The following is a 5,532-nucleotide window of genomic DNA, read 5'->3' on the forward strand; positions in this document are numbered from 1 at the left end:
GCGATGCGCGCCTCCAGCTCGGAGAGCCGGCCGTGGCGGCGCGCGCTCGGTCAGTTCCTCCTCGTCCTGGCGGTCGCGGGCGGGGGCGGAGAGCCGGGCGAGCCGCTCCTGCGCCGCCTCGAGCGCCTCCAGGGTCTTGGAAGGTCCTGACGGCGGGCGGTGAGCGCGGCGATCTCGGCGGCGAGCGCCTCGGCCGCCTCGTTGGCCTTGAGATAGGCGCCGCGCGGCTTGCCGGCCTTGGTGAGCAGGTCGTCGCGCTGCGCCTCGATGGCCTGGGGCAGCGCCAGCCCGCGCTTGCCGCCGAGCACGGCGCCCACCTCGCTCTCCAGCGCCTCGTGGAGGCTGGAGCGCGCGGTCTCCGGCAGCGCGAGATCGGCGAAGGAGAGCCCCTGCTTCACCCACAGCACGCTCCACATGCCGAGCGTGCCGGCCTTGGCGCCGGTCTTGCCCGGCTCCTCGAAGCGCAGCAGGCCGCGCAGCGCGTCCTCGGCGGCGTCGCCCTCCAGGGTGCGGCCGTCCGGGCAGTCGAGCCGGCATAGGGCTTCTTGAGGAAGCGCTTGGTGATGCGATAGAGGCCGCCCTCCACCTCGAACGTCAGCTCCACCACCGGCGCGGCCTGGTTGCGGTCGTTCTGCAAGGCGACGATCTGCTGTGCCTTGGAGGCGTGGCGCTCGAACAAGGCGGCGTGGAGCGCGTCGAGCAGCGTCGACTTGCCCATCTCGTTGGCGCCCACCACCACGCTCAGCCCGTCGCCGATGCCGTCGAGGCGCGCCGGGGCGGTGAACTTCTTGAACTGGTTGACGGCGAGCGATCGCAGCTTCATCTGCGTCCCGCCTCCAGCTTCATGTGCTCCACATAGAGCTTCTGGAGCGCCTCCGCGGCGAGCGCGCCTTCCGCGCCGCCCCCCGCCGCGAGCAGGCGCAGTTCCTCCGCGGCGGCACGCACGAAACCGCCGCGGTCGATGCGGTCGAGGTCCTCCGCCGTGGGGCTCGGGAAGAGGCGCCGCGCGTCCACCCGCAGGACGCACAGGGCGGCCGAGACGCCGTCGACGATCTCGGCCTCAAACGCGCTGCGATCCTGGAGCGAAAGCGCGCCCTCCACCTCCAGATGCACCAGCACCTTGTCGAGCGCCCCGCCGAGCGCGCGCAGCCGCGCGGCCAGATGGTCGATGTCGGCCCGGGGCGTTGAGCTGCGCCGACAGCGCGAGCCAGCGGAACTGGCCGGTCTCGAACGGGGTGACGCGCGGGGCGGCGCCCGGCGCCTCGATCTCCACCAGCAGCGCCCGGCCCGCTTCGACATCGAAGGCATCCGGCTCGGGCGTGCCGCTGTACCAGCAGCGCGGGCCGATCTGCTGCTGGCGGTGCCAGTCGCCCAGCGCGAGATAGGACAGGCCCGCCGATTGCGGCCGGAGCGGCGAGATGTAGTTGGGCTGGTCGGTGCCCTCCGGGCCGAAGCCGGTGACCGAGCCGTGGGCGAGGCCGATGCGGACCGCCCCCGCGGGCGTCGGCGCCGCGTCCATCCATGCGGTGGGATCGTCCAGCGTGTGGCGGTGGAACAACGGCGCCGGCAGCAGGAAGGCGCCCTCCTCCAGCGCCACCGGCGCGCGCGACAGGTGGGCGTGGACGTTGTCCGGCAGGCCGCGCCGCACCAATTGGTCCCACAGCCCGTTCGGCCGGTGCGGGTCGTGATTGGCGGGGATCAGGTGCCAGCGGATGCCGGGGAAAGTCCGCATGCGCTCCAGCGGCTGGTTGAGCGAGCGGGTGGAGAGCGCCTCCATGTCATAGACGTCGCCCGCCACCAGCACGTGCGCCGCCCCACGCGCCTGCGCCTCGTCGCCGAGGCGCGTGATGGCGGCAAGGCGCGCCTCCTGGAGGAGCCCCATGGTGGCACCGTCCAGGAAGCGGAAGACCTTGCCGATCTGCCAGTCGGAGGTTTGGATCAGCCTGAGGGGCACCGGTCGTCCCGGGTGGCGAGGGATTCGCCGCGATCCTAGAGCGCGATGCCGCCGGATGGAAACCGAGGGCGGAGCGGTCGTTTGGGGGGCCGCGTTCCGGCGGGCCGGCAGCCGCCGCATTTTGGACGCGGTTGCCTGTCAGCGCCGTCCGGTCCATGGCCACCACCGATCCCCCGCCCCGCCGCCGCACCCGCAATCCCCTCCTGAGGGCGCTCGGGCTCGTGTTCCGCATCGTCGCCGGCGCGGTGATCGTGCTCGACGAACTGGTGCGGCCGCTCTACCGCCCGCTGCTACGGTGGATCGCCGGGCTGCGCCTGATGCAGGCGCTGGAGCGCTGGGTCTCCTCGCTCTCGCCCTATCTCGTGCTGGTGCTCATCGGCGTGCCCTATCTGGTGGTGGAGCCGCTGAAGTTCCTGGCGCTGCTCAAGATCGCCGACGGCCACGTGAAGACCGGCACCATCGCCTTCCTCCTCGCGCACCTCGTCTCGTTCGTGCTGATCGAGCGCATCTTCACCGCCGGGCGGGCGCAGCTCATGACCCTGCGCCCGGTGGCCTGGATGGTGACCACCGCCGCATCGGTGCGCGACGCCCTCGCCGCCTTCGTCCACCTGGAGCGCCTCAAGGCCCGCCTGCGCGCGCTGGTGCGCTGGGCGCGGATGCACATGCGCTGAGGGGTCGTCCGGCCGCCCGGTCGGCCGAGACCGGCGCACGCGAAGGGGAATTTCCGGCAAGCGGGAACGGGACGGGGGTTCCCGCGTTTCCGCCCTGCCGGGCGGTGGGTCAGCGCGCTGGATACCCCCGCCATCCGCACGAAAGGGACCCTGTCATGCCCACTCCCGCCAAGGAGCGCCGCAAGGCCGCGCTGCGCACCCCCACCGACCTCGGCGACAACGCCACCAAGGATATCGCCGGCGCGCTCACGGGGCTGCTCGCCGACATGTTCGCGCTCTACCTGAAGACCAAGAACTTCCACTGGCACATGTCCGGCCCGCACTTCCGCGACTACCACCTGATGCTCGACGAGCAGGCCGAGCAGATCTTCGCCACCACCGACGATCTTGCCGAGCGCGCCCGCAAGGTGGGCGGCACCACGCTGCGCTCCATCGGCCACATCCACCGCCTCCAGCGCCTCGCCGACAACGACGCGGACTTCGTGACCCCCGAGGATATGCTCGCCGAGCTGATGGAGGACAATAAGAGCCTCATCGGCTTCCTGCGCGAAGTCCACGACGTTTGCGACGAGTTCAACGACGTCGCCACCGCCAGCCTGATTGAGAACTGGATCGACGAAGCCGAGCGCCGGGTGTGGTTCCTCTTTGAGACCACCCGGACCCGCTGATCGCCGCCGTGGCGCCACGCGCCAGCGGCGGAGGACGGCTCAATCCATGGTCTTCAGCTCCGCCGCCAGGGCCTCGACGAACAGCCGCACCTTCGCCGGCACCATGCGGCGGGTGGGATAGACCGCCCAGATGCCGAGGGGTTCCGGGACCGCGTCGGCCAGCCTCACCTCTTTCAGGGTGCCAGCCGCAAGGTCCGGCCCCACGTTCCACAGCGAGAGCATGGCGATGCCGAGCCCGCCGCGGCAGGCGGCGTGCAGCGCGTCGATGGAGTTCGCGGTGAAGCGACCGGCCACCCGGACGCGGCGGACATCGCGCCCGCCGCCGAAGCTCCAATGGGTGGCGCCGCTCATGGTCAGGCATTCGTGCCGCGCCAGCGCGGCCAGCGTGTCGGGGGCGCCCCGGCGGGTGATGTAATCGGGCGCGGCCACCAGAATGCGCGGGCTGTCGTGGAGCCTGCGGCCCACCAGTTCGCTGTCCGCTGGGGCGGCGATGCGGATGGCGAGGTCGATGCCCTCCGCGACGATGTCCAGAACCCCGTCGGTCAGATGCAGGTCCACCTCGACCTTGGGATGGGCCAGCATGAAGCGCGCCATGAGCGGCGCCAATACGCGCCGGCCGAAGGCGAACGAGGTGGTGATGCGCAGCAGGCCGTGCGCCTCCGCGTCGCTGCCGCGGACGCTGGCGCGGGCGGCCGCCTGCTCCTCCAGCATGGCGCGGGCGTGGGGCAGGAGCGCGTGGCCCTCCTCGGTGAGCGAGAAGGCGCGCGTGGTGCGATGGGCAAGCCGCACGCCCAGCTCGCGCTCCAGAGCGGCCAGCAGCCGGCTCGCTGTCATGGGCGAGAGCCGCAGCCGGCGGGCGCCGGCCGCGAGGCTTCCAGCCGAAGCGGTTTCCACCAGAAGGGCGAGAGCCGTCAGGTCCATAATATCGATTTCGGATATACCGGTACAGCGATTGTAGAGATTATATCCTGAATTAGGTCAACCTATCTTCCCTCCCGACAGCGCGGCCCGCGCCGATGCCCTGGCAGGCATCCGCTCGGACGACCGCGGCCGGGGAGACCGACATGACAGCGCAAACGCCAGCGCCGACGGACGCGAAGGCGGCCGGGCCGGCCCTCACCTTCGCCATGGCCGCCGCGGCGGCCTCGCCGTGGCCAACATCTATTATAACCAGCCCATGCTGGCGCAGATTGAGCAGGAGCTTCCTGGCGCGCTCGGCGGCGCAATCCCCACCGCCACGCAGCTGGGATACGCGCTCGGCCTGTTCCTGCTGGTGCCGCTGGGGGATCTGGCGGAGCGGCGGCGCCTCATCGTCCTGCAATTCGTGCTGCTGGCGGCGGCGCTGGTCCTGGCGGCGAGCGCTCCGAGCGCGGCGGTGCTGGCGTTCGGCTCGCTTTTGGTCGGTCTCGGCGCGACCGTGGCGCAGCAGATCGTGCCCTTTGCCGCCCACCTCGCCGCTCCCGAGCGGCGCGGCGCCACGGTGGGCACGGTGATGGCGGGGCTTCTCACCGGCATCCTGCTCAGCCGCACGCTCGCGGGCTTCGTCGCCACCCATGGGGGTTGGCGCGAGATGTTCTGGCTCGCCGTTCCGCTCGCGCTCGCCATGGCGGGGGTGATGGCTTTCGTCCTGCCGCGCAGCGCCCCCGATGCCCGCATGGGCTACGGCCGCCTCATCGCCTCCATCGGCGCGCTGTGGAGCGCCTTCCCGGCACTCAGGCTTGCGGCCGTCACACAGGCGCTCATCTTCGCCGCCTTCTCGGTGTTCTGGACCATCCTCGCCTTCCGCCTGGGTTCGCCGCGTTTTGCGCTCGGCCCCGATGTCGCCGGCCTGTTCGGGCTGATCGGCGCGGTGGGCATCCTGGCGGCGCCGCTCGCCGGACGCTTTGCCGATCGCCATGGGCCGACCGGGGCGGTGCTCATGGGCACGGCGGTGGCGCTCGCCGCCTGGATCGCGCTCGGCGCCTTTGGCACGCTCGCCGGTCTGGTCGTGGGCTGCATCCTTCTGGATTTCGGTATGCAGAGCGCCCTGGTCGCGCACCAGCATATTGTCTACGCACTGAAGCCCGAGGCGCGGGCGCGGCTCAACACCGCCTTCATGGGCGTGATGTTCCTGGGCGGCGCCGCCGGCTCCGGCCTGGGGACGCTGGCCTGGAATGCGGGCGGCTGGACGCTGGTGAGCGCGCTCGGCATCGGTTTCACGCTCGCCGCCGTGCTGCTCCAGGCCCTCGCCTGGCGCGCG

7 protein-coding genes and 1 pseudogene are annotated in these 5,532 nt (G+C 71.7%); 3 read left to right on the plus strand and 5 right to left on the minus strand.

Features of this window, described 5'->3' with window-relative positions:
• Positions 1 to 50: 50 nt before the first annotated feature.
• The 4 genes from AC2W7M_RS18785 to AC2W7M_RS18800 are packed head-to-tail and all read right to left on the minus strand — an operon-like array spanning position 51 to position 1,954.
• Positions 51 to 416, minus strand: coding sequence for a hypothetical protein (locus tag AC2W7M_RS18785; protein WP_486134005.1), 366 nt, complete (start codon positions 414 to 416; stop codon positions 51 to 53).
• Positions 395 to 823 carry an AAA family ATPase gene (locus AC2W7M_RS18790; RefSeq protein WP_486134007.1) on the minus strand — a complete coding sequence of 143 codons (429 nt, stop codon included), beginning with the start codon at positions 821 to 823 and terminating at the stop codon, positions 395 to 397. The genes AC2W7M_RS18785 and AC2W7M_RS18790 overlap by 22 nt, the downstream gene beginning before the upstream one ends.
• Complete coding sequence (locus AC2W7M_RS18795) at positions 820 to 1,119, minus strand: hypothetical protein (RefSeq protein WP_486134009.1); 300 nt, start codon at positions 1,117 to 1,119, stop codon at positions 820 to 822. The genes AC2W7M_RS18790 and AC2W7M_RS18795 overlap by 4 nt, the downstream gene beginning before the upstream one ends.
• Positions 1,061 to 1,954, minus strand: a complete 894-nt coding sequence (locus AC2W7M_RS18800; RefSeq protein ID WP_486134011.1) for a metallophosphoesterase family protein — start codon at positions 1,952 to 1,954, stop codon at positions 1,061 to 1,063. The genes AC2W7M_RS18795 and AC2W7M_RS18800 overlap by 59 nt, the downstream gene beginning before the upstream one ends.
• A gap of 155 nt (positions 1,955 to 2,109) precedes the next feature.
• On the opposite strand from AC2W7M_RS18800, the gene AC2W7M_RS18805 reads away from it, so the two are divergent.
• Positions 2,110 to 2,625: a hypothetical protein gene (locus tag AC2W7M_RS18805; protein ID WP_486134012.1), complete on the plus strand. Its 516-nt coding sequence runs from the start codon at positions 2,110 to 2,112 to the stop codon at positions 2,623 to 2,625.
• A 155-nt stretch (positions 2,626 to 2,780) separates the two neighbouring features.
• Complete coding sequence (locus AC2W7M_RS18810; RefSeq protein WP_486134014.1) at positions 2,781 to 3,293, plus strand: Dps family protein; 513 nt, start codon at positions 2,781 to 2,783, stop codon at positions 3,291 to 3,293.
• Positions 3,294 to 3,332: 39 nt separating this feature from the next.
• On the opposite strand, the gene AC2W7M_RS18815 is transcribed toward AC2W7M_RS18810, so the two are convergent.
• A complete protein-coding gene (locus AC2W7M_RS18815) occupies positions 3,333 to 4,214 on the minus strand; it encodes a LysR family transcriptional regulator (protein ID WP_486134016.1) in 882 nt (293 codons plus the stop codon).
• A gap of 143 nt (positions 4,215 to 4,357) precedes the next feature.
• On the opposite strand from AC2W7M_RS18815, the pseudogene AC2W7M_RS18820 reads away from it, so the two are divergent.
• Positions 4,358 to 5,532, plus strand: a pseudogene (locus tag AC2W7M_RS18820) (MFS transporter); the annotation flags it as partial.

Source organism: Xanthobacter sp. BG11Y11_SDJG (assembly GCF_057364445.1).

Excerpts from the sequence above, each read along its gene's own strand:
- AC2W7M_RS18785 (WP_486134005.1), bottom strand. The coding sequence starts at position 416 with ATGTGGAGCGTGCTGTGGGTGAAGCAGGGGCTCTCCTTCGCCGATCTC.
- AC2W7M_RS18790 (WP_486134007.1), bottom strand. The coding sequence starts at position 823 with ATGAAGCTGCGATCGCTCGCCGTCAACCAGTTCAAGAAGTTCACCGCC.
- AC2W7M_RS18805 (WP_486134012.1), top strand. The coding sequence starts at position 2,110 with ATGGCCACCACCGATCCCCCGCCCCGCCGCCGCACCCGCAATCCCCTC.
- AC2W7M_RS18810 (WP_486134014.1), top strand. The coding sequence starts at position 2,781 with ATGCCCACTCCCGCCAAGGAGCGCCGCAAGGCCGCGCTGCGCACCCCC.
- AC2W7M_RS18815 (WP_486134016.1), bottom strand. The coding sequence starts at position 4,214 with ATGGACCTGACGGCTCTCGCCCTTCTGGTGGAAACCGCTTCGGCTGGA.